Genomic DNA, 23,993 nt, shown 5'->3' on the forward strand with positions numbered 1-23,993 from the left:
GGGGACTTGCAGATCCCCGTTTTCTTTTCATAGTACGCCTCGTGGCAAATGGATACCTTTAGTTCTGATAATGCTTTCTGACACCTTTGGAGCTTGCTGCTTTTTTTCAGTTTGTTCCGCAGGTTCTTCTACTTGTTTAACAGGTTCTATGGAAAGCTGTATTTTCCTTTCTACGGCAGCCAGTTCAGTTTTAAGTTCGCTTAAACGGGTTTCTTTAGACCACGTACCGTTAACCACTTCCTGAAGCACAGGCAAATCTTTTTGGAACTCGGCAATATTCTCCTGTTCCTTTTTAATATAGACAGGCAGCTTTTCCAAAGCCCTTAAAAAATTCAGTGATGCCGTTTCGGGGTCTTTTGCCATAACACCGTTATTGAACGTGTATTTGATATTGCCCTCGCCCTGTACAAAAAATCGGTTCACACGAATATCCACGCCCTCTTTTTGGGAAACTTCGGTTTTTACCAATAGCTGAAAACCATACAGGCTACCGATTTCTTCATAATCGCCTCCTGTACGTGCTTTGTCCGCAAGCTGGTTAAGTTTTGCACCCGTCTGTTTTACATCGGCATTCGGCGATAAACCGTCCAGCACAAGAGCATTTACAACCGTACCGTCCTGCCGTTTTTGTAACCGTTGCTCTAAGTTTCCCCAATCAAGGCTCATACGGTCAAAGCGTGATTGGGCTTTGTCAAGTTCGGCTGTATAGTCTTCCAATTTATATTTGGCACTGTATTTAGAACGACTGTAAGCCTGCTTTTCGCTTTCCAGTCCGGCAATCTGCTTTTCTATTTTGGCTTTATCCAGCAAGTCGGTATTTCCTGAGAGAATTGCTACATATTCCGAGAAGTTCATACCCGATTTTTCGTCCATACTACCCTCGTCAAGGGTACGCTTACCGAGATTATTATTCTTTAGCTGGTCGATAAAAAGCTGTTTGTTGAATAGCAGGTTGAACTTATAGCTGTCCAGTGATTTTTCTACGGCATAGATAATTACTTGTACTTTGTTGTCCGCAAAATGCTTTGCAATTTCATTGCCTTTTCGGATAGCCCGCCCGTCCCTTTGGGCAAGGTCGCTCGGTCGCCACGGTGTATCCAAATGGTGTACGGCAACGGCTCTTTTCTGTGCGTTTACGCCAGTGCCGAGCATACTTGTTGAACCGAACAGCACACGGATTTTGCCCTCGTTCATTCCTTTGATAAGTTCCTTACGCTGCTTATCATTCTTAGCTTCCTGTATAAACCGGACTTCGTGTGGAGGTATGTTGTGGTCTTCCACGAGCTTGCGTTTAATTTCAGAATATACATTCCATTCACCCGGTTTATAAGTACCTAAATCCGAGAAAATGAACTGCGTTCCTTTTTGCGCATTGTATTGGTGGTAATACTTCGCAATGTTAGCGGCACAATGAGAAGCCTTGTTGTCGGGGTGGTCTTCATAAATATCGCTTACCATTCGCATATCCAACGACATTTTACGGGCGTAGTCCGTAGCAATCAGCATTTTTGCTTTTTCTTCCCGTTGAGAAAGCGGCTCTCTTCCTAATAAAGTGGCATTGCCCGTTTTGGCAAACTGCATCAGGCTTTGGATAAATGCTTCCTGGTCGGGAGTTGGCGGTATGTTGTATAACACCTCATTCTTTTCGGGGCGGTCAATTCCAATATCTTTCGCTGTACGGTAATCCGTGATTTCGGAATAGAATTGAGCCAGTTCCGGTACTTTGATAAAATAGCGGAAACGTTCTTTCGCCACGATATTATTAGCCACCGAAAATTCATAATCGGTGGTCTTACGGGCGTAAATAGCCGCCCACGCATCAAAAGAATGAATGCCTTGCTTTGCCAATGCTCTTGGGCGTAGGTATTTAAACAGCAGATACAACTCTGTCAGTGAATTGCTGATGGTTGTACCCGAAAGAAAAGTAGCACCCATATCCGCATCAATACGGTCTTGGATAGTGCGAATGGCAAAGAGCAGGTTCAAAGCCTTTAGGCTTCCGTCCATATTTCCCAATCCGGCAACCCTTGAATGGCGTGTATTAAAAATGAGGTTTTTAAACTGGTGGCTTTCATCCACAAACAAATGGTCTATGCCCATCATTTTGAAGTCCACCACATCATCTTTACGGTTCTCAATATCGTGTTGCAGGGTTTTCAGCTTTACTTCGAGATTTTCTTTTTGCTTTATCGCTCCGGCAAGCATCCCTCTGGTAACTTCATTTCCTTGCGATTGCAGCACATCGAGGTTACGCTCCACACTGTCCAGTTCTATTTCGAGAATTTCCTTTTGCATTTCGGGCGATTGCGGTATCATAGAAAATTGGTCGTGTGTGAGTATCACGCAATCCCAATCGTTGTTTTTAATATCACCAAAAATCCGCAAGCGTTTTTTAGGCGTAAAATCGTCAATGCCCGGATAGAGTATTTTAGCGTGCGGATAGGCGGTTCTATATGCTTCGGCAATTTCGGGTACGTTCGCTTTCAGCCCGATAATCATTGGTTTGTGAGCCAGCCCCAACCGCTTCATTTCCTGTGCTGCCGTACACATTACCAGCGTTTTTCCTGCACCTACTTCGTGGTCGCAGATAGCACCGTTGTTGAGCTTAATCATCCAAACGGTGTCCTTTTGGCTATCATACAGGTCTTGGATTTTTAACCCCTTGCGGTCTAATCCCGGAAACTCCTGATGTGTTCCGTTATAATTCGGTCGGACGAAACAGTTAAAGGTATCATTGTATTGGTCGGTCAGCCTGTTTTTAAACTCATTGTTTTGGGCGTGGAGCCACTCTGTAAAGGCAGTTCGGATTTCGTCAATCTTGGTGTTTGCCATTTGAATGGCTTCCATATCCCTAACCTTTACTTCCTTATCATCTATTGTGATTTTCTTGGTAATATCAGGCGTAGTATTGACAAGGGCGTGCCTCAGCAGGTTAATCCCGTCAAACGTTCTGCTCTCTGCCTTAACAGCATATTTGTCCCATATATGCACATTCTTCTGTCCACAGGTTACAGAAAAGTCATCGGAGCTTTCGGAATAATGTACACGCACATCCGTATCGAAAAGATGCGAAGCAAAACGGGCATAAACGCCAGTCGGTATCCAGCGTTCGCCGAGGTTAAAGTCCAGCTCTTCAAATTCAATTCGTCTTGGGCGGGCTTCTTCCAAAGCAGTAAGGCTTTCTTTGGCTTGGGCATCATCGGGATTGTTTTCGAGGTAGTTTCTTACATCCGCCGCTTTTTCTACCACGTTACCTGCAATCCAGCGTTCGGCGATTTCATATTCCTGTTGCAAAGGGTTATAGAAAATCCTGCCGTGTAAGGCTTCTTTCAGCACATCGGCAGTCATATTGCTCACTTCGGACATATAGTCCAAATCCACACTTCCGTATTTGTTCAGCGATGCCGCCAACGCTTCATCGGGATTGTCGGTAGCTAATGTTGTGATGGAAAAGCTGACCGGACGGCTGAATATATCCGCTTTGTGTACCACGCCGCCCACCACACGCTCCAGATAAGGCATTTCCTTTCCGGCACTGTCCGTTTTAATGAGCTTGATATTATCGGCGCTATTCAGATTGCCATACCTTTTGATAAAGGCATCGTACAATCGGTTAAGGTTTTCCCTTTCTTCTTTGTGTTCAGTTTGGTGCTGTGCTTCTTTGGTATAAAGCTGTTGGTAAACATCACGTACCTGTATATACGCTTCGGCTCTTGCTTTTTGCGTAGGAGGTAATTGCAACGGGTGGAAGACAGCCGTACCGTCTGCGGTATCTACACTTTGCAGATAACCCACCCAGCCATTATCTACCACAAGGCAATCGTTTCGGTGGAACGATTGCAGTTCGTTACTAAACGGCGCAGGTTCGGGAATGGCGGCAAGAACGGCTACGGGAATGGCTGGCTTATCAGCTTGGCCATTCCCGTTTTGTTGCGAAAACAAATCGCCGATTACTTCCTGTTCTTTGCCATTAAATGTTTTATTGCCATTTGAAACAGGAAGCGTGTAAGGTTGCTGCATTGCAGAACTGAACAGGTCGGGCTGGCGACTGATAGGCATTCGTTTTCTCTGGCTGGTCTGTCTTTTGGCTGATGTTGCTTTTTTTGGCGGAGCAAGGACAGCCACAGTTTCACCTGTATTTTCAAATAGGTCGAAAATGCTTAGCTGTTTTAATTCCTGCGGACTTTCCTGTCTTATCACAGGTGTCGTAAAAAGCTGTTGCTGGGGCTGAATGATTTCACGCTCAACAATGGGAGGCGGAATTACCGGCGTTGGAATTTGTATAAAAGGTTCATCGTGTTGTTCGCCTTTGTATAAAGACAAATTCAGGTGGTTACCAAAATCTTCGGAAAGCATCTCTTTGAGGGCATTTGCAATGCCCTCAACGCCGTCTTTGTGTGTATAGATTAATGCAGGTTGCCCGTAAGGGTCAGTATCTACTTTCCAATGCGTATGTATAATTCTTGTACCGTCCTCAAATAAAGCATTGCTGGGTGTACCATATCCTGTTTTGTTGCTTTGGCAAAACAATTCTTCCGCTTCGGTCAAATTTGGTTTTGCTGTATTCTTTTGCAGGATTATCAGGTCAGAGCCAACCTCTGTACCTGCATAATCTGTAAACAGATTGTTGGGTAAGCGGATAGCTGAAACCAAATTGTTGTTTTCCATTAATGCCCTGCGTATCGGCTCATTATTCGGGCTGTTCAAAATCCCCTGTGAGGTAATGAAAGCCTGCAAACCACCTTCTCGGAGCATATCATTTCCTTTCAAAAAGAAATAGTTATGAATGCTTCGGGCAGCTTGCTCCTTTGCGGGGTTTCTACTTCGGGAGTATGAAAGGTCAAATACAGAGGTATCACCGAACGGGATATTGCTGGCAACAACATCGTAACTGCTTTGTTCCTTTTCGGGGATTTCCTCAAAACCGCTTATGCGGATATTATTTGCGGGATAAAGCTGCTTTAGGATTTTGCCCGTTAGCAAATCTTTTTCGTAAGCAGTAACATTGGCTTTTTGATTTTCCGAAAAGGATTGTATAAATGAGCCGATACCTGCGGAGGGTTCGAGGAATTTATCAATCTTCAAACCGCTATCACGCAATACGGAAGAAACGGCATCTATAACCTCCGGCGGTGTGTAGAATGCTGTGAGTACGGAGCTTCGCATACTGTCCACAAATCGTTTGTATTGCTTTTCGTCTGTGGCATTTTCTTTTAAAACCTGATGCAGCTCCTGCGTAATAGAGAAAAGGTCGTGTTCGGTCTTTCTCCAATTGTTGATGTCCATCTCATATTCAACGGGGTTCAGAACGAATTTAAGACCGCCAAATCCGCTGTATTGCATCATTAGCAGTCTTTCGCCTACGGTGGCTTGTCGGTTCTCCTTTTCCAGTTTAAAAGCAATTCGCAGGGCATCAATATTCTGTTGGAGATGTTGCTTTTTACTGAAGCCCATTTTCGGTTATCCATATTGCGATGGTTCCCGTTATTTCGGTGTAGAGTACATCAAACTCATAACCGTAGGCGAAATCATCGGTCAGTTTATATTTGGCAAAAACAGGCTCGCAAACACGGAACATTTTCAGGGCAAATGGTCGAAGTTCCTCGTCTGCCATTAGGGTATCGAACTCATTGCAGACCACCTGAAAAATGGTATCGAACCTTGAAAAATGTAAGCCCTCAAAGAGAATGTAATTGGCTATTTCGTTGCACTGCTCAATAGCGTTTCCCGAACTGAAAGCACCCTCGTAAGCATTGGCAGCCCACGAAGAACGCTGGTCGATAAATTTGTGGTCGCTGGCTTTTTCAGGAAAGCCTGAATTAAGATGTTCTTGTAGTCGTAATCTGTAATACGACAAGTCTTTTTGCTGTGTACTCATACTATAATTTTGTTTAGAATTTTGCTTGAAGCCTAAAATTATAGCGGTAGATAAGTGCCTTTGAAGAAGTGGCAGGGTTTGGCTTTGTGTGGCAGGATTTGTCGCAATGAGCAATAAAAAACCTCTGAAAATTCAGAGGTTCATTTTATGGATTGTTTAGAATTTGGAGCATCCTGCCGACCTCAATATCCATTCTCGAAAAGGCAAACCATTTTTTGCCCAGGTCTTTGAGAGATGCCCCGATGTGGTATAGTTCTGCATTATCAATAATCAAAAAGCGGTCGTGAGCATCGGAGAAAACCTCAATTTCAATCGGAGCATACTGGCTGTTGTACCGTTGTACATCCAGCCGTAGCTGATTGCTGATAGTTTTGGTATAGATTGTAGCGGTTACATTTTCCTTGCGCTTGCCCAGCAAAGTCAGCACTGTATCGTCCACGTAGTTATCCAGCAGGATAATGGAGCTTTTGGCACTTCGTACAATATCCGACACAAAGGCGTAAGCATCGAAAACCTGACCGTTGTAGAAGATGCCATTTTCGCTGTGGAGCTTGTCGCTTTCCAATGCCTTAAAGATTTCCTCAAATTTTTGGTCGGCTTGTAGTTGTTTCAGTTCTATATTATTCAAACGATGAAACAGCGAAGCATTGCTGATAAGCATTTTCCGCATTTCTACAAAGGCATTCATAATCTCAATGCTGACCTTTACCGCTATATCACTTCGCAACAATGCGGACATCATTGCCACTCCTTGCTCACAAAATGCAAAGGGTAGCGTACGCCTCCCGCCCCGTCCAACGTTTGAAGTGCCAAATTGGTACTTCAAAGATTTTACTTCCTGTTCGCTAAGCTGAAAGCAAAAAGTTTCGGGAAAGCGGTTTTGGTTTCTCTTTACAACCCTGTTTAGGGCTTTTGTTTCTACCTGATAGAGCATTGCTAAATCAGCATCAAGAATAACTTGCTTATCCCTAATGGTATGGATAAGCGGTGCTATTTCCTTTTGGGATATGGTAATATCGGTCATTATCTTTTTGGCTTTTTATTATCAAACTCAAAAGAGGTTTTGCAATCGGCATCCAATACGATATAAGCATCGAATTTCTTTCCTGCCTTGCTTTTCATTCCTTTGATAAGATTGGTTTTCCCTTTATTCACAAGGTTTTCAATATCGGAAATACTGATTTGCACTTCGCACACATTGCGAAACTGTATCCAGCCGCAAACTTCATCGGAGCATTTAACAATCTTATCACGGATAATAAGCTGTTGGCTTTTACATTTCGGACAAACCAATTTAGGGAGGCTGTTTTGAGCAATGGAGGTTTGCAGCAATTCATCGGTAATGGACTTTGCAAAGGTTTCCGTTTCCTTTTGAAAACTTCCGGCATTCGCTTCGTTGTTCTCAATTTTCTGCAAAGCGAGTTCCCATTCTGCGGTCATAGCCACGTCCGCAATTTTTCGGTCTTTAACCAATTCGTAAACCTGCAATCCTTTTTCGGTTGGTATTAAAGATTTTTTTTCTCGTTGGATATAGTTACGGGTAAACAGTGTTTCGATAATGGCGGCTCTTGTAGCCGGAGTACCGATACCGATGTTTTGCAGGGCTTTCCGTTCTTCTTCGTTTTCGATTTCCTTACCTGCGGTTTCCATAGCCGACAAAAGCCCAGCTTCGGTATAAAGCACAGGAGGTTTGGTTTTCTTTTCGAGAATGGCAGCTTCTTTTATTTTAAGTTCATCGCCTTTTTTCAATTCGGGCAAATCCTGTATAGGTTCTGCATCATCTTCCGAAAAATTACCCTTAATCATACGCCAGCCTGCTTCCAAAATTTTACAGCCTTTTACGGTGAAATCATAGTGCATTGCCTGTAAGGAAACATCGGTTATTTCTTTGATGCAGGCTTGCGAAATGGCTTCGAGCAGGCGAAAGGCAATCATATCATACACCGCATTTTCGTCTGCACTCAAAACGGACGGGACTTTATCTGTAATCAACAATCCGTGGTGGTCGGTAACACGCAAATCATTTACAATACGCTTATTGAAACGCCCCCATTTAATTTTGGATAAAGCAGCTTTGCAGGTTTCCCTGTTCTGCAATGCCCTCACGAGGTTGGGAATTTCAGCCCACATATCTTCGGGGATGTATTTGCTCCCGGTACGTGGATAGGTAATGAATTTCTTTTCGTACAGGCTTTGAGCAATATTCAAAGTTTTTTCAGCAGAGAGGTTCAGCTTTTTGTTGGCTTCCTTTTGCAAGCCTGTGAGGTCAAAAAGCAAAGGCGGCTGCTCCGTTATATTCTTATTTTCTACGGAAGTAACTGTTACAGTATTACCATTCCTTTCAATAGATTTTAATGTATCATCTGCCAGCTTTTTATCCTGCCATTTGGTAGCAGAAATACTTTTAAAATCAATTTGCTCTTTGGAGTGGGATAATTGTATCTGCCAATATTTCTGTACGGCGAAATTCTTGTTATCTATATACCGTTTGCAAATCAAAGCCAGTGTAGGCGTTTGCACTCTTCCGAGCGAATAAATACCGTTGCCTGCGGCAATGCTCAATGCCTGTGTAGCATTGATGCCTACGAGCCAATCGGCACGGCTTCTGCCTTGTGCCGCCTGATATAATCCGTCAAATTCCTTTCCGTCTTTTAGGTTGTCAAAGCCCTGTTTAATGGCTTTTTCGGTCAGCGAGCTTATCCAAAGCCGTTTAAAGGGCTTACAGCATTTCAGATACTCATAAATGTACCGAAAGATGAGTTCGCCCTCACGACCTGCATCGGTTGCCACGATGAGGCTTTCACTTTGGTTAAACAGTTTTTCAATCACTTTTAGCTGTTTCAATGCACCAGCATCGGCTTGATAGCCTTTGTCTTTTTTGACTTTGCGAACGGTCAGCATAAAAGGGTTTGGAAGTATCGGCAAGGATGCTTTGTCAAACCCCGAAATGCCGTAATCTTCGGGCATTCCCAATCCTATCAGATGTCCGAATGCCCACGTAACAAAATAGCCGTTACCCGTAAGGTAGCCGTCCTTTTTATCGGATGCTCCCACAAGTCCGGCTATTTCCCTTGCTACGCTTGGTTTTTCTGCAATAATTGTTTTCATTATTCACTATCTTTTTACGCCTTTGGATTTTGCAGGTGCTTTGGGTTTGTTCTGTTGTTCCTGCTGTTTTTCATTTTTGGGTGTTTGCTGCCCCGATTTCAAAGGCTCTTTGATATTCTTGGTTGCTTCGTTGGTTTTTCCCTCGGAATTAACCGCAGTCTGCGTTTTGTGGGCTTCGGTTGGTTTCGCTTGGGCTTTGAGCTTGTCGGGATTTTGGAACGAGAAATCTGTTTTGCCAGTTTCTTTGTTGAGCGTGATGTAGCCCTGATATTTTTGTCCTTTTTTATCTATCAGACCATCTATATAAACAGTTTGTCCAGCTTTGAACTTATTGTATTGTTCATCATCAAGTTCCTTACCTCTAAAAGTTCTCGGAGCTTCCTGCGGTTGGCTTTGCTGATTGTTCTGCCGGTTTTCTTGTGTTTGCTGATTATTGTTACTTCTATCAAACAGAAACTCAACATATCTTTTATCCGCATTAAACTGTACATTGGCACTAAACTCATCGCCCTTTTTAGAAATCATTCCTTCCAAATAAAGCGATTTGCCTTCCATCAAGGTTTGTTTTTGCTCATCGTTCAATTTTACACCCTTAATCTCATCGGGAATTTTGACAAATTCGGTCTTCAGGGCAATCAGCTCATTGGTTAGCCTGTCCACGCTGATAATTGACGGCATCAATTCGCCTGTCTTGGAATTGGTCAAGTCAACCACACGACCCATATTCCCCGTTTCGAGCAGGTTTTTCTTATCCTCATCGGTAAACTTGTGTCCGAAAAACTCAAAGTTCAGGTTAGGCTCTTTCCTGATACCGTGTATCGCTGCCACTACGGTTCCGTCCGGTGCAGTCTGTAAAGACAAACGGGCATCTGTGCGAACAATAGCCCCGCCGAGGTTTACGCTTACAGGTACAAGGTCATTGGTCTTGTAACCTCTTAGCAACGGGTCTAAAAGGTTCATTTTTTCAAGGCGTTCTTTGCCTATTCCGAGATTGTTCATTGTTTCCCAATCAATCTGTTCCGGCTTGTAGCGGTATTCGCTGGTATCCGGTGTTGTCTGTGTTGTTGCCATATCATTTTTATTTTCTTGTTTTTGTTCATTTTCGGGTTCGGCTTTTACCTCGTTCTTTTTCATTTCCTTTTCGCCTTCGGGTGTAGGATTATCTACCTGCTTTTGCATTTCCTTAGCCTTATCTACGGCTTCATCAGCCGATACTTTGAAGAATGAAAAATTGGTCGGATTTTTTAACTGCCTCCAAAAGTTAGAGAAGAAGTTGGAGAACAAATCGCCGTGCTTATCCACACGCATAAACTGGCTTTGGTTTTCCTTTGTGGGGTCAGTAGTCTTCAATTTGCCGTTTTCGTCTATGCCGGTAACCGCCTGTATTTTATTCTTTTGCTTATCCAATACCAGTAATATATCCGATAACTGTTCGGGAGTTTGCTGTTTGTTTTCTGTTTCTTCGCTCATAATCTGAATATTTTAAAGTTCAAATGCCGAATGTATATGAAGCGTTTGCTCACTTGCCTGATATGGCAGTCAAAGGCAGTGTTTGTCATCCATTGGCGTTCAGTTTGGGTAAAGGCGGATTAAAACTTTCCCTGATGAACTGATGCACGTCAGACAGTTTGTAATACAGTTTGCCACTTATGGTGTAATAGGGCAACTTGCCGATGGAGCGATACCGTTGCAGGGAACGGTTGCTGATTTTCAGCATTTGCAGTAAATCCTGATTGTCGAGCAATTCCTCTCCGTCAATGCTGTTGCGTTTCTTTTGTAAGCTGTCTATATTGTCGCCCAGCATATCGAGGCGTTCCATTAGGCGTTCCATCCACGCCAAAAATTCCATTCTGTCAATGTTCATAACCGCACGTTTTAAGATTTACCTGATTTCAGCTTTCTACCTTTCTTGATATAGCTTTTGCCTTTTGCCATAAGCTCCTGTACAAATTCATCATTGCTTTGTATAGCATTGGCATTGAGCATATCCTTGATTGCTCCAATCGTATAGAAGTATTGCCCGTAAAGTTTTGAATAAGCTATTTCGCCTTTGGTACGCATACGCCACAAAGTCTTTTCGCTGATGTGCAGGTATTGGCATACCTCGTGGTTGTTCAGCCACAAGTCATCGTAGCTTGTATCATTTAACCTTTTGAGATAATCGGCAATCGCATTGATACGGCTGTTGAGCTGTTGCCACGCTTCTTCTTCGATAGTGATTATTTTCATTGCATTGCTATTAATGTTCACAATGCAAAATTGCTAAGGGTGGCAAAGTTTGTCTGCCAATGTCTGCCAATTGGTTTGACGGTTTTTTGAAAATTTTTGCAATCGGGAAAAACCCTTGTTTAATAAGGGTTTCGAGGGCTTTTGAATTATTAACTACGTTATTTTGCCTTCATTTGCCAATTGGCAGATATGGGTAAAAAAAAGCAGTACACATAAATGTACTGCTTTGAACCAATGCCTTTTAATAGTCAAAGGTCTTTATCCATATATTCTTCCAATGAAACTTTAAGCTGGTCTAAAAATGCCGTTCGGGAACCTGCACGGGTTTTCATTCTGTGGAAAGCGTGATGTATATCATTTACAGGAGTTCGGAACAGGATTTGAAAAATCAAAGCCAGTTTTCTGATACCGATACTTCCGTGTGAGATAGAACTGGAAGCATACAGGGCATATATCAGTTCGATAAGTGCGTTTTGCGAATTAGTCCACGAAATATCCTTATTCACATCGTCATTTAGTAAAACGAAGTCAGGATTTTCTTCGGGATTGATTTTGTTTAGCAAATAAGTATAGAGTAGTTCATTGGCAATAATATGGGCTATTTTGTTATCGTAATAAGTGGAAAAGCTAAGGTCTATTTCAAAAACTCCGCTATTTAAACCATCGTGGTAATTAATTTTTCCGAGCATAAAATAGCTGTGGTCACGGTCTGTTCTTCCTGCACGGTAGTACCTGTAAAAATAGGTATTGCAAATACTCTCCTTATATTCTGATTTGAGAGATTTTAATTCATTCTCGTAATAACTCTGATGTATTTTCCCTGTGCTGACCGGACAGGTCGTTTCAAATCGAAATACTTTATTGTAGTAGATGAGCTTTCCTAAGATTTGGGGTTTGATGTTCTTAAAAAAGTTAATTTCCTGCTGTTCGTTCTTAAACCCACTTTGCACAATCTTGGCTTTTACTTTAAGAAGCATTTCATTCAGGAATAAGGTCATTTGATACGCCTTTTCCGCCGTTGGCATCAAATCGGAAGCGAGTTTATCTTCTTGATACCTTATTTGCGATAATATTTTACTCAACAGGATTTCCATAGCTTAGTCTTTTAAAAGTTATCACTATCTGTTTCGGAATTACATCTATTGATGATGAACCAAAATTTGGAAAATATACTGGAATAAATATCACAGGTTCCCCACAGTGGGGGAATTTTTTTTCATAATTTTTGTATGAGAGGAAAGAAAAAAAGGGTAAAGCACCTATGTACTTTACCCTTTATTTTTTTATATTTGCAGTATTGATTTACAAGGTAATCAGATGAAAGCGAGTGCAGTAAGCACCATTACTAAATCGTTACCGATTGGATTTCCCACTCTTGTAAACTACTCTTTATTAGCCACTTTGGGCTATATTAATCTTTTTCATTTAAAAAATATTCATCTTTATTAAGTGTTTTAGAATTTTTTATTGCGTTAATAATATCTGGTATGTAAGTGTACGGATTATATCCTACCTTATCAAAACTAGCGAGTTCCGTTTTGAATTCTGAACAAGTATTAGAACTTGATAAATTTTTCCTTTTATGTAAATATAGCCATACTTCAAAACAAGGATTACTAATTACAATATGCCAATTTGGATATTTTTCACAATATTCTGCAATTTCCCTGATTTGCTCACTTTTCCACCTATCAACATCCATTACAAACCATAGATCATCTTCATCATTTAATCCTTCCTTTTCAATATATTTAACTGCTCTGTCTAAAAGCCATTTTGGTGCTGACTTATTCTTGACATCTGGAGAGACTTGTTCATCTGATACCTTTTCTTCTATAATATCAACTGCTATTCTTTTGGATGCAAATCTAAATAACTTAAAATAATCTGGTTCTCTTTTACTTCCTTCACAAACAATTGCAAATAATTTATAGTCACGTTCAAGTGATACTTCTCTTTTATAACCTCTTTTTTTACGCATTCTCTAAATTCCAATTTAAATCATCTAATTGTGCTAGAAAGGGTATTGCACCAAATCGTCCTTTGAGATATCCTTTTCTTATATCTAAATCATATCTAGGTTTAAACTCACTAAGTGAATATAAATTTGTATTACCAAATTGTTGATCTTTTTCTGCAAACCAAATTTCGTCTTGGCGGAATATTTCTAAATCAAGTAAATTTGATTCATGCGTCGTAAAAATTAGTTGGCCTTTTGTTGTCTCATCAGTCATGATCTTTTTTATTAATGATCTCAATAGGGCAGGGTGAAGACTTTGATCAATTTCATCAATAATAAATGTAATTTCTTCTTCTAAAATCCCATCAAATGCCGGAATAAAATCTAAGAGACGTTGTGTGCCATCGGACTCTTCATCTAATTCAAATGTTATATTTTCACCTTCAATATTTGTATGGTTAGAAACAACTTTTTTAACAACTAAATTTTCGTTTTCTTTTGTAATCAAAACGTTGTTTCCTTTTGAATTAAATAGAACTGAATGACCGTTTTCAACTTCAAGTTTTATGTCATTCATTTCCTGCAAGTCATCTTCTCCAAAAAATTTATCAAAATCTACATTTACTACATTTAAACTTGAAACACCTGTGTCAAAAGTTTTTAAAATATCATTAGCGAATGTTTTAAATCTAGACGATAAACTTAAATGTGGAACAAGACCCTGAAATTTACTTCCTGGATGTATTATAACAATTGATTTAGTTATATGATTTCTAACTGCAGTAATTTCTTTAATTTTCAAATCATCAAATTTCCCTAAAAATGATTCCCAATTTTTAAGAAGACTGTCTTCCATTAATTCAATTAAGTATCTCTGTTTTGGGGTTTTTGAATATTTTTCTGCAACTTTTATAAACTGTTTATTGTTTTTAAACTTTCTTTCGAAAATGAGTTTATCATCTATAGTTATCCCAGACTCATATAACCATTCTTCTAATATCGTGTTATTGTCAAGCGATATCCCGTAAGAATAAATTTTCTTAGCTATTGATATTTCTACTTCGAATGTAATAGGCTTATTTTTAAATGACTTGTCAAGTTTAAACTTTTTATCATTTACTGATTGTAATAACCCACCATCTTCGGTGATTTCCTGTAAAAATTCAATTGCCTTGATTAAATTTGACTTTCCTGCTCCATTTGCACCGTATATAGCTGCTGATTTTAGAATATCAATTTTTCCAACTTTATAAACATGGTGTTTATGTGTTTTTAAAGAGCTGGCTATCATATTAAATTCTTTTTCTTCACCAAAAGAAAGAAAATTGCTAGTTACAAATCGTATTAACATTGAATAAGTATTATTAGTAAAAACGAAAAATTCTCGTAAACATGTTATTTACAATATAAAAGTATAAATTAAATATAATTTGTGAGAATTTTTCGTAAAATAATTATTGATTTTATGTTTGGCTTATTAGTTGGAAAAAAGGCATTCCCCTCACCATTAAAGGGGAATAAGATACGCCAAACCAAGATATAAATAAATTGTGTACTTACACAATCTATTTATATTGCTTCGCAGTTTGTCATACTTATTACTTCTATAATGATTCGTTTCATAAAAGTTTCTTTGTCTTTTAACTAGGTATTGCATACCTGGTTAAAATCCAACAACTTTTCGAGTTTGGCTCGCCTGCTGATCACTAAGGCTTCGATGTTGTCACTATTTTTGATATTCCAATCACACAATCCTTTTCAAAAATACCGCCAACAGTCTTCGTATACTTCGTATATATCGTTGAATCATGCTTGCGCATTTCTCTTCAACGACCTTCGTTCAACTCGCAGGACGGCGAGCGAGCAAGTTATTAAAATCATCAATAAGTTCTTGCCTATGTTTAATATTTCTAGGTATTTCACGAAGACCATATCCGAATAGCTCACCATCTTTATTTCGTCTTAGTTTTGAATAAACGTAATCAAAAAATAGATTTTTTCCATCTAAGTAATTTTCCGATTTTCTTCCTTTTAACATGCATGAATACGTTCCAGAGATGTAATCTGCAATCTGAATACCAACACTTTGATGAGAATTTTCAATATTTAAACTATCTTTAATATGATTATATTTTTTTATAAAATCTCCAGTATTGAATAAATCGAAATATATATTTCGTAAAAGTCTATCAGTATTTTGACATACGGGATCAAAAAATAAAACTGCAAGATTTTCTTTATTAATCTGCATTTCCATTTCTATCCTTTGCATATGTTCTTGAATATGCATTGTTAAAGCAGTTTTTTCAGTATAACCTGGGCAAATAACATTATCTGTATGAGTTATAATTATTTTTTTATAATCTAAAGTACTTATTATACTTAATGCTTGGGATATAAATTCAAGAACTCCTTCGTATCCCAAGTGTTCTAAGAATTTATATTCTTGCTTAACTCTAATCTCTTTGTTATTATCTTGATGCTTTCGTAAATTCCATAAATAGGCCCATTTAACCTCTTTAGATAATGGTATGGAAAAGGCTTTTTTAATTTCTTGAAACTTATAATTCATATCTCTCCATTCATTAGCAGAAATTAATAAAGTCGATCTTAAATAATATGGATGGGCATTTAAAAATTTATCACTACGTATTTGACGATACATGCCACACTCGTCACTAAATGCAAAAAATGTACTCATTTTATAATTGGTTTGTAGTAAATATAAACATTTTAGGAGACTAAAATTTACAAGGGGGTATATATATGAAAATTGGAGTCCAAAACCAGTTGCTATTTTCATACTTTTTATATAATTTAGTGAGACACACGCGAGACAATTCGTTTGTTTTTGTGCAATTTGAAAAGGCTTTTTTCTAGTCAGATGTGGGTTTAAAGGCTATTTAGAGGGATTCATAACCCTGAGGTCGGCAGTTCGATCCTGCTCCCCGCTACTGGAAAAAGCTCAGCTTACGCTGAGCTTTTTTAGTATTTAGTAGTTAGTAGTTAGACCTAAGTTTAAAAATTGCTATTTACCTAATCTTTTATTTACCACCAAGGAACTTAAGGTATCACATATAATTCGAGTACCCATTAATGCAGTTTGGTTATGATGGTCATAAGGAGGGCTTACTTCTACAAGTTCCATCCCAATCAACCCTGGTTCAGCCAATTTTTTTACTAATTGAAGAATTTCACGTGGTAAAAATCCTCCAGGTTCTGGCCAACCAGTTCCCATTGAAATACCTGAATCAACGGAATCTATGTCCACCGTTAAATAAACGGCTTTAACACCATCTGCCCAGGCTTTTTCTAAGGCTATTTCAGCAATTTTTGCAATTCCATACTCATCGACATCAGCCATTGTTAATATTGTATTGCCGTTTTTCTTGGTTTCAATACTCCCTTTCACATCATTTTGCCATCCGCCAATTCCAATCTGGACAATATTTTTTCCATCAATATTTGGCAACTTACTAGCATGGAATAAGGGCGTGTCATGCATCTTTTCGTCCATCTCACTGGGCTGCATATCCAAATGCCTATCTAATTGAATTACTCCCACTTTTCCTTCTATAGCTTTAGCAACACCCCTTAGAGTTCCGTATGCAATTGAATGGTCTCCACCTAAAACTACTGGAAATACCCCATTAGAAATGATGTGATGTAAGGCTTTCTCTAGTTGAGCATTATGTTTTTCTAAATTATGGATAGAATAGATGTCTCCTAAATCACACATAGAAATGGATTCGGCCAAGTCAATACCGGCTTCAAAATGATAAGTACGATATAATTTTGAAATTTGTCGCATGGCCTCAGGGCCAAATCGTGTTCCAGGTCTAAACGTAGTTCCAGCATCAAATGGTGCTCCTACAAAAGCTACATCATATTTGCTCACTTCATTGACATCTTCTAAGAAAGGGCTTCGCAGAAATGTCGATAAGCCCGCATAAGATGGGCTTCCTCCCCGAACAAAAGTCGTAATATTAGGATCGTTGATCCCTTCCGAAGCAGTCATACCTGTTTTTTGGGCGTTGGAAATTCTTTTTTCATATTGATCCCTAGAAATTTTACTTGCTGCATCCAGTGCAAAGTCACCTTCAAAGTTTTTGAAATTTGTCATATTAATTAATGTTTTTATTTTTAAAAGCAAAAAATATGCTAAACTATTAATAATTATGAGCTTATGTAATTATTTTACAATTGATAAAAAATTAGGCTTCATTTCTAAAATACTTGGCTTTTTGTTGTTTAATTCTATTAGCTTCCTATAGTAGGATGAGGATGCACTTTCAATTCGAGGATTCCTATTTTTTTAAATCCTTCTAATCATGTACATGATTTCATATATTAGTGTATTGTTAACACCTTGTTGGCCAGTTTATTGATGCCTAAAAAACCGTAATTTCTAAAGGAATGTAGTGTATCAGAATACTGACATTGATGATGTTAAAAACAGAACAAGGGTAGTGGAAATTGAAAAAAAGTAATTTTAAACGGATGAGCTATGAAAGGTTTTATTTTTTTGATTACAATCATCATAACATTATGTTCCTGTGAGCGTAATGATATTGAAATTAACAATTCTAGCATTATTGGAGAATGTAAATTAGTCCAAAGAGAACAATACGGAATAAATTCTGAAGGACATTATGAATTGTTTACATCTGATTTCCGTTCAGAAAATGTGATATATAATTTTCAAAAAAACAATTTGTTAAAAATTAGCGGCGGTGAAAAGATTGGATATAGTAATGGTGAATTCCCATATGAATTCAAAAAAGATTATTTAAGTGGTTTTCCTTCGGCTGAGGAAACTAAAATTAACCTTGTTGTTATGCATGGTTCAAAATGGGTTTTTAATTCTTCAGGATCTCAAATTACTTTGGATAATTCTTACGTGGATGGTCCAAAATTCACTTTTGAAAAGAAATAAAAGTAATTTACAACTCTAAAAAATAAAATCAGTTTTTGTAATCTTTTTTAGTTCAAATTTTATTTTTTTCTAAAAAAAGAAAGTACTATTTATTCTTTCTAAAAAATTTTTTTAACTCATCAAAATTAAAGACATCTGTCCATTCTTTTAAAAAGCCTTCAACTGATCCATTACTAATAGTCCCTGTGATTTGGCTTTTACAGTAATCTATATTATTAATTAATTTGCTAAAGGTTTTCTTATTAGCTGTTCTATAATAATAACATGATTGAAATATTTGCAATGGTATATATTAGGTAAATTGATAAGACTTAAGTTTTATAATTCGGTGGTTGTCAAATAGCTGATTTAATGGTTGGAGATCTTTATTTGCTTTCGAATTGTTCAATTCTCTTCTGCATTGTTTTTTCTGTTTGAAGAATATCTTTTAAAATCAATTCTAAGGTTAATTTAGAATTCTTATCTACCGCATGTAAGTTTGAATAGAGAAAGTTCATTAAAAAATCACTTTTTTTATTAAGAGTTGCTTTTTCATCTTCAATGTTGGAGAGTAAGGTTATTTTATCGTAATCAATTAAATCAATTTTGGAACTTGAAACAGATTTCCAAGCATTTGTCTTAATTTGGGGAATATTTATTCCATTAGATTTATTTACAACATCCATAATGGAGATGTTATTATTATTAGAATATAATCCAAGGGAATCAATTAGGGATTCATGTTGCGGGATAATTGTCTTAATATCTTCCTTTGAATCTTTAAGTTCACTATTTATCGTTAAAAGTACTTGGTTTATGTAATTTTTATCCTTTCTGTCTGTATTCCAGTTGTCAATAAATAATGCTATTAATATTCCAGCAATTACTGGAATTATTTCTTTTAAAAAATGAATACTATAATCCTTAAATTGTTTTTTCATTAATGAAGATTTATGGTTGTCAAATTAAACAAATAATATTTAATTCCCTTCTTGGTTCATATTATGGCTTACAAGGAATTTTATAACTATCATTAAATTTTATCGTGGTATCTCTAAATAAAAATTTTATTGCATGATGGTTGTTGTATCTGGATCTAATCCGATAAGAATTTTCTGATTTTACTTTTTGATAAAATTTACCTAAGTCTTGTTGTGTGATTTTTGTTTGATTATAAATGTAAAAATAGATTTTAATTATTTTCCCGTAGCCATTTACTGCAAATGTCATTTTTATGTATTCTCCATCTTTTTTCAAAGTAGAATAATTACTAAAAAGAAGTAGAAGTGGGTCATAATCATACGAATTTTTAAATTCCATGGTTGGTAATATTTCTTCCACAGGTGTACCATTAATATTTGATGGATTGCTACCATAATCTGGATCATTTAGAACTGAAATGGAGAGTTCATGTGCATAAATGGGAGAAATGGAAACTTTGAAAATGGTACCATTATAAGAAAAAGTTCCAAGTCTGACTAAATCCTGGCTTTTGCAGAATAGAGTGGTCAGTACAAACAGAAATGTAAATATTAATTTAATTTCATTCATAATTCATGATAGGCTGTCTAGAAATTGGATAACTATTATTAGATATTATCGTGGTAACCATCAATAAAATCTTATTGTGTTATTTTTGTATGATCATATATATAAGAGTAAATTTTATTGATCTTTCCATAACCATTCAATGAAAATATCATTCTCATAAATTTTCCATTTTTAGATATGGACAATGCAACGAATAATGAAATGCTATTTTAAACTTCAATATTTATTATATCAATTCTGATTACTTCTGACTAATAATCTCTTTTAATTTCTCAGGATTATTTTCATACGCTGCAATTTCTCCGATATGATCTTCTATAAACGATATAAATATTGGGTTGACCTCCAGGTTTTTATTTTCCTTTTTGGCTTTGATATTTTTGTAGATGTAGATAGGTGTTTTAATTAATCCAAATGGTAATCCCCACCAGCCTAATAGACTTGTCAATAAAATTGCTTGATTATTTTTTTTGTCTAAGCAAGATGGGCATCCAATAATAGGTTTATTTTCAGTTGCTGTAAAAATGACAAAGCTTTTCACGCTGTGGACGCTGGAAGCCATTAACTTATCGGTGGTACTGCTGCAAATAGGACAAGGCAAATTTCTTAAAATTTGCGCATAATATAATAATTCTTTTATAGTGTATTCCTTATTATGTGCTAACAGCCCTTGATAAATATTGGGGTCAAGATTTCGTTTTTTAATTTCCTGTTCAATAATGTCATATACCTCAGGAAGTAGCCCCGTTGCATTTGTAGTGGCTACACTAATGAGTTCATTGTCCGACATTTTTTCATAATTCGCTGCTATTGCTTTTAAGTCCATGTTTATTAGTTTGGGAAATCCTTGTTCAGCATTGTGATTATAGGCCTAAAAGTAGATTAATTAATTTTTTAAAGCAATAGGAATAGAACGTGATTTACACGAAGATTTTATAAGATATTTTTCCCTTTATTAAAACTAACTGAAAAGAAAAGAATGCTATTGAGCAGCAGTTAAATCATTGTTATCAATGATATATTTATTTATTGAATTTCACTGATTTATCCATAACTATAAATTTTAGATTGACATGTTTATTGTCCTTGGATTTCAATTCAATTTTATTTTCCTTTTTTAATTTTTGATAGAATTTTCCTAAGTCCTGTTGCGAGATTTTGGTCTTGGAATCAAGATAGAATAGAATTTTATTGATTACTCCTTGGCCATCTGTTGAAATAACCATTTGGATATATTCGCCATCATTTTTTAAATTTTCGTAATTACTGAACAAAGGTAACAATGAATCATAGTCATAGGAATCATGGATTTCCAAGGTTCTTAAAATTTCTTCCGTAGAAGTTCCATTGATTTCTTCGGGATTTGTTGAGATTTCAGGACCATCTTTTGGGGTAATTAATAACTCTTCTTCGTTGTCTGGAAGTTCTGAAACTTCAAATTTTGTTCCTTTAAAGGTGAAATCTCCAGGCTTTATAGGACTTTGGCTTTTTCCATAAGAGGAAATAAGAATGAATAAAGAAGTAAATAATACGCTTAATAACTTACTGTTCATTTTATTGCGATTTACGTAAATGTTTCTTGAATATATGAAATAATTCAGGAAATAGCTGAAACTCTTTGGCTTGGGGAAATAAATCTTTTCAATCAGCAATCCCATCTTATAATTTAATACCTTTGAAATATTCATCAAATTAACCTATAGAAGATCAGATGTCGAAAGAGAAAGAATCTTTTAGTATTCAAAAGCGGGTAAAAAGTTTCGGGTACTCCATTGCAGGGTTGAAACATCTTTTTTTATATGAGCATAATGCAAGGATTCATTTAATTGCAGCTGTACTGGTTATTCTTGCGGGATGGTATTTTGAGGTGAGTAGGATGGAGTGGTTGGCAATTGTATTGTGTATAGGCTTGGTTATTATTACAGAAACACTCAATACAGCAATAGAGGTTGTTTGTGATTATTTATCTCCAGATTTTCATCCGAAGATTAAAATAATAAAAGACCTGGCTTCAGGGGCGGTTTTGATCAGCGCTATGACTGCGGTGGTCATAGCAGCAATAATTTTTATTCCTAAACTATTGCTGCTAATCAATTAAAATTATTTTTTCATCAAGTAATTTGCTACAGCTTCATAAGCTGGCAGGGAATGGGCATCGTTGGCTGTATTGCTTGCTACCGGATGGGAGGCAAGTCGAACCAATACCATTTCGGCAGTTGGGTCGATATAGATGGTTTGTCCATGTACTCCTCGAGCACAGAAAGCCCCATTTTTGTTGTTAGATATCCACCACATATTTCTATAGCTCCAATTTTTCAGGTTTGTATAGCCTGCTTTTGCAAAATCAGATTGTTTTCCACCCTTACGAATATCTTCAATCACTTCCTTTTTTAAGATTTGCTTGCCATTAAAATTTCCGTTATTTCGGATCATTTCTCCGAACATGGCTAAGTCCCTTAAGTTGGCATTAAATCCGCCACCTGCGAAGGCAATTCCGGAACGGTCGATTTGGTAATAGCCATCATGACGTGCTCCAATGGGTTGCCATATTTTTTCAGAAAGCAGTTCAGGAATACTTTTCCCGGTTGCTCTACTGATGATCCAGCCCATTGCATCTGTATTGATGGTTTTGTATCCGAATGCTTCACCATGTTTCCCAGCTTTTTTAACGGTTTCCAAAAATTCATAATAATTTTTTGGGCCATTATATCCTTCAGGAACAGGAACAGGATTTCCAGCAGCGGAGAAGACCCAGATATCTGCTTTGGGATCAGCATAATCTTCACTGTAATCCAGGGAAGTGGTCATATCTAGGACCTGTCTAATTGTAGCATCTCCAAAGGCTGAACTCTTGAGTTCAGGCACATAATCCTGCACTAACTTATTTTCATCCAGCACGCCCTCAGCGACCAAACTAGCGCCCAAGGTTCCGGTAAAGGTTTTACTCACGGACATTACAGCATGAGTTCCCTCTTGATCCAATTCAGCGAAGTATTTTTCATAGACAATTTTCCCTTTGTGGAGAATAATCAATCCATCGGTATAGTTTATTCCCAAGGACTCTTGAAATGATACTGGTTTTGTTTCGCCTAAAGGAATGAAACTTAGTTGGTCAATATCATTATCTATATTACTTTGAAATGTATATGGAGTGCTATAGTTCGCTCTGACAACTTTGGTTGGCATGAACTCTCGCATGTGGCATACGCTATAACGGAGGCCAGGAAATTGAAAGAAACTTCCATCAAATAAGGATAAGGTACTGTCTTTTGCCGGAGGAGAACCCTTCATCCAGCCCATAGTTTTAGGGTTGGATTGTTCAGCGTTTAAATAGTTTTGTGCGCTCAATGAAGTACAGATTGTAATATGAAGTAAACAGAATAATAACTTTTTCATTTTGTTCAAAGTTAAGCTATATTGAACTAATAGAGGAAAGTCAAAAAATGTTTTACTCTTTATTTGAATATTTGGGACTTGTATTCCGTTGGGGTAATGCCTTTTACAGATTTGAATATTTTATTGAAATTGGAAAGGCTATTGAAACCACATTCATAGGCAATATTGGTAATCTGTATGCTATTTTCAGCAATCATTTTACAGGCCTCACTAATCCTAACTTCGTTTACAAACTGTATAAAGGTCTTCTGTGTCCTAGATTTGAAGTAGCGGCAGAAGGCATGTTTAGACATACTTGACATATCCGAGACATCGGATAAGAGAATCTCCTTAGGGTAGTTGTCAAATACATACTTAAATACTCTTTCGATTTTATTGTTATCGATCGGATTATAATTATTGGTATAGCCTGTACTTGAGATGGATTCGTATTCAGCGCAATTGATTAGAATTTCGATGATTTCGATAAGTAAGATTGTCTTTTGAGGGCCGTAAGGAAGTTTAACAATCTTCACAAGTTTCTTTTTGAGTTCATCTTTAGTTTTACCATAAAAGATCAACCCTCTTTTAGAGAGGTTAAAGAAAGCTTCTAATTTCGAGGTGTTAAAAAACTGAGCAAAAGCCTGAACAATGAGAGCAGGTTCAATATAAAGAGCCAAAGATTTGGCTTCATTATGCGTTGGGGTATTTATTTGGTCGTTGTGCCACACATGGGGGAGGTCAGAACCAATGAATGTCAGTTCGTCTTTTAGGAAACGATCTACGTTGTCACCAATAATCCTTTTACCTTCACTTTTGACGATATATGTCATTTGACAAGCGCTGTGGAAATGGAATTCTGTTGAGAAAAATGGTCTATTCACCTCTCTTGTCGCGAAGGTAGCAATTTCGGAACCTTCTAATATTTTGGCATAAACAGGTTTCATTTTTCGATAGATTGGTGGTTAATATTGCCT

General features: G+C 37.4%; 20 protein-coding genes. 2 read left to right on the forward strand and 18 right to left on the reverse strand.

Features of this window, described 5'->3' with window-relative positions; translation table 11 throughout:
• Positions 1–27: 27 nt before the first annotated feature.
• From ACF3OC_RS03900 to ACF3OC_RS03955, 12 genes are all read right to left on the reverse strand, one after another.
• On the reverse strand, positions 28–5,454 hold the full coding sequence (locus ACF3OC_RS03900) for an N-6 DNA methylase (protein WP_024567728.1): 5,427 nt from the start codon (positions 5,452–5,454) through the stop codon (positions 28–30).
• Complete coding sequence (locus ACF3OC_RS03905; protein ID WP_024567727.1) at positions 5,441–5,878, reverse strand: DUF1896 domain-containing protein; 438 nt, start codon at positions 5,876–5,878, stop codon at positions 5,441–5,443. The genes ACF3OC_RS03900 and ACF3OC_RS03905 overlap by 14 nt, the downstream gene beginning before the upstream one ends.
• 145 nt (positions 5,879–6,023) lie before the next feature.
• Complete coding sequence (locus ACF3OC_RS03910) at positions 6,024–6,902, reverse strand: ORF6N domain-containing protein (protein WP_002996058.1); 879 nt, start codon at positions 6,900–6,902, stop codon at positions 6,024–6,026.
• Positions 6,902–8,986: a type IA DNA topoisomerase gene (locus ACF3OC_RS03915; protein ID WP_002996062.1), complete on the reverse strand. Its 2,085-nt coding sequence runs from the start codon at positions 8,984–8,986 to the stop codon at positions 6,902–6,904. Before ACF3OC_RS03915 ends, ACF3OC_RS03910 begins: the two co-directional genes overlap by 1 nt.
• Positions 8,987–8,992: 6 nt before the next feature.
• On the reverse strand, positions 8,993–10,456 hold the full coding sequence (locus ACF3OC_RS03920; RefSeq protein WP_002996066.1) for a DUF3945 domain-containing protein: 1,464 nt from the start codon (positions 10,454–10,456) through the stop codon (positions 8,993–8,995).
• A gap of 85 nt (positions 10,457–10,541) precedes the next feature.
• A complete protein-coding gene (locus tag ACF3OC_RS03925; protein WP_002996071.1) occupies positions 10,542–10,850 on the reverse strand; it encodes a helix-turn-helix domain-containing protein in 309 nt (102 codons plus the stop codon).
• An 11-nt stretch (positions 10,851–10,861) separates the two neighbouring features.
• Positions 10,862–11,215: a helix-turn-helix domain-containing protein gene (locus ACF3OC_RS03930; RefSeq protein ID WP_002996076.1), complete on the reverse strand. Its 354-nt coding sequence runs from the start codon at positions 11,213–11,215 to the stop codon at positions 10,862–10,864.
• A 248-nt stretch (positions 11,216–11,463) separates the two neighbouring features.
• Positions 11,464–12,309: an RteC domain-containing protein gene (locus ACF3OC_RS03935; protein WP_002996078.1), complete on the reverse strand. Its 846-nt coding sequence runs from the start codon at positions 12,307–12,309 to the stop codon at positions 11,464–11,466.
• 317 nt (positions 12,310–12,626) lie between these two features.
• Positions 12,627–13,196, reverse strand: coding sequence for an RloB family protein (locus ACF3OC_RS03940; RefSeq protein WP_392470942.1), 570 nt, complete (start codon positions 13,194–13,196; stop codon positions 12,627–12,629).
• On the reverse strand, positions 13,189–14,526 hold the full coding sequence (locus tag ACF3OC_RS03945) for an ATP/GTP-binding protein (RefSeq protein WP_392470944.1): 1,338 nt from the start codon (positions 14,524–14,526) through the stop codon (positions 13,189–13,191). The genes ACF3OC_RS03940 and ACF3OC_RS03945 overlap by 8 nt, the downstream gene beginning before the upstream one ends.
• 489 nt (positions 14,527–15,015) lie before the next feature.
• On the reverse strand, positions 15,016–15,876 hold the full coding sequence (locus tag ACF3OC_RS03950) for a DUF3800 domain-containing protein (RefSeq protein WP_392470946.1): 861 nt from the start codon (positions 15,874–15,876) through the stop codon (positions 15,016–15,018).
• A 327-nt stretch (positions 15,877–16,203) separates the two neighbouring features.
• Positions 16,204–17,298 (reverse strand): agmatinase family protein, encoded by a 1,095-nt coding sequence (locus tag ACF3OC_RS03955; protein ID WP_392470948.1) that lies wholly within the window; start codon positions 17,296–17,298, stop codon positions 16,204–16,206.
• 384 nt (positions 17,299–17,682) lie between these two features.
• On the opposite strand from ACF3OC_RS03955, the gene ACF3OC_RS03960 reads away from it, so the two are divergent.
• Positions 17,683–18,111: a hypothetical protein gene (locus ACF3OC_RS03960; RefSeq protein WP_094280765.1), complete on the forward strand. Its 429-nt coding sequence runs from the start codon at positions 17,683–17,685 to the stop codon at positions 18,109–18,111.
• A 365-nt stretch (positions 18,112–18,476) separates the two neighbouring features.
• Here the strand turns inward: ACF3OC_RS03960 and ACF3OC_RS03965 are convergent, their stop codons facing one another.
• From ACF3OC_RS03965 to ACF3OC_RS03980, 4 genes are all read right to left on the reverse strand, one after another.
• Positions 18,477–19,031, reverse strand: coding sequence for a hypothetical protein (locus tag ACF3OC_RS03965; protein ID WP_094280766.1), 555 nt, complete (start codon positions 19,029–19,031; stop codon positions 18,477–18,479).
• A 61-nt stretch (positions 19,032–19,092) separates the two neighbouring features.
• Positions 19,093–19,641 (reverse strand): hypothetical protein, encoded by a 549-nt coding sequence (locus ACF3OC_RS03970; RefSeq protein WP_094280767.1) that lies wholly within the window; start codon positions 19,639–19,641, stop codon positions 19,093–19,095.
• A gap of 241 nt (positions 19,642–19,882) precedes the next feature.
• A complete protein-coding gene (locus tag ACF3OC_RS03975) occupies positions 19,883–20,467 on the reverse strand; it encodes a hypothetical protein (RefSeq protein WP_094280768.1) in 585 nt (194 codons plus the stop codon).
• 196 nt (positions 20,468–20,663) lie between these two features.
• Entirely contained in the window at positions 20,664–21,194 is a 531-nt protein-coding gene (locus ACF3OC_RS03980; RefSeq protein ID WP_144043704.1) for a hypothetical protein, read from the reverse strand.
• A 158-nt stretch (positions 21,195–21,352) separates the two neighbouring features.
• On the opposite strand from ACF3OC_RS03980, the gene ACF3OC_RS03985 reads away from it, so the two are divergent.
• Positions 21,353–21,739: a diacylglycerol kinase gene (locus tag ACF3OC_RS03985; RefSeq protein WP_094280770.1), complete on the forward strand. Its 387-nt coding sequence runs from the start codon at positions 21,353–21,355 to the stop codon at positions 21,737–21,739.
• Positions 21,740–21,741: 2 nt separating this feature from the next.
• Here ACF3OC_RS03985 and ACF3OC_RS03990 read toward each other — a convergent pair whose 3' ends face one another.
• Together ACF3OC_RS03990 and ACF3OC_RS03995 are read right to left on the reverse strand one after the other, a co-directional pair.
• Entirely contained in the window at positions 21,742–23,037 is a 1,296-nt protein-coding gene (locus ACF3OC_RS03990) for a serine hydrolase (RefSeq protein ID WP_094280771.1), read from the reverse strand.
• A 59-nt stretch (positions 23,038–23,096) separates the two neighbouring features.
• Positions 23,097–23,963, reverse strand: a complete 867-nt coding sequence (locus tag ACF3OC_RS03995; RefSeq protein ID WP_094255234.1) for an AraC family transcriptional regulator — start codon at positions 23,961–23,963, stop codon at positions 23,097–23,099.
• Positions 23,964–23,993 lie beyond the last annotated feature (30 nt).

It is taken from the genome of Sphingobacterium cellulitidis, assembly GCF_043187465.1.
Lineage (GTDB): Bacteria > Bacteroidota > Bacteroidia > Sphingobacteriales > Sphingobacteriaceae > Sphingobacterium > Sphingobacterium cellulitidis.